The sequence below is a fragment of the Geobacter hydrogenophilus genome, from assembly GCF_018501225.1.
Classification (GTDB): domain Bacteria; phylum Desulfobacterota; class Desulfuromonadia; order Geobacterales; family Geobacteraceae; genus Geobacter; species Geobacter hydrogenophilus.
Genome location: NZ_JAHCZI010000033.1, coordinates 1 through 611, shown reverse-complemented (window position 1 = coordinate 611; position 611 = coordinate 1). Strand labels below are relative to the sequence as shown.

The following is a 611-nucleotide window of genomic DNA, read 5'->3' as shown; positions in this document are numbered from 1 at the left end:
CTCTGGGGATTGTCCAGGGCCTTGATCGGATGGATGTTGATGAAATCCGTCCGGTGGCTCTTGGGTACATAGTCGCGCTGATAGTTGCGGGTCGACAGGTTGGCATCTATCCCGCCCCCCTTGTGACAGTCGAGACAGAACTGCTGGGTGTGGCACTGGTAGCAGTTGTTTCCCGCCTTGCTGGCAAGAACCCGGTGCCCACGGAGCCAGTCTGCGTCATGGTTCGGGGCGACCCCCTCTCCCTTGTGGCACGAATTGCAGTCGGCTAGGGGGGTCGAAGCATACTCCTTGTGCGACATCTTGTCGGCCCGCGCCATTTGAACTGAGAAGGTCGACGCCGCGAGGAGCAGTAGTGCGATTAACCATTTCTTCACGGATTCTCCCCCTTTCTAGAAATCGTAGTCAAAGACGAAGCGTCCTTGCGTGTCGTTCTCGTACCTGGCATTCACGTTGTTTTCGACGCGCAGGGAAGCGGCCATGCTCTTGGCCAGCTTGTACTTGCCGCCGAGCCAGTAGGTCCGGGCGATCTCGTCGTTGTCCATGACATCGCGCTTGTACACGTCATAGCCGAGGCCGCCGGCTACCTGGAGGCTCTTTGTCACGTCGTAGAA

Annotated in this window: 2 pseudogenes; both read right to left on the bottom strand. The window is 58.3% G+C overall.

The features are described from left to right. Positions 1-374: pseudogene (locus tag KI811_RS18400) on the bottom strand (cytochrome C); the annotation flags it as partial. Positions 375-389: 15 nt separating this feature from the next. Then, positions 390-611, bottom strand: a pseudogene (locus KI811_RS18395) (hypothetical protein); the annotation flags it as partial.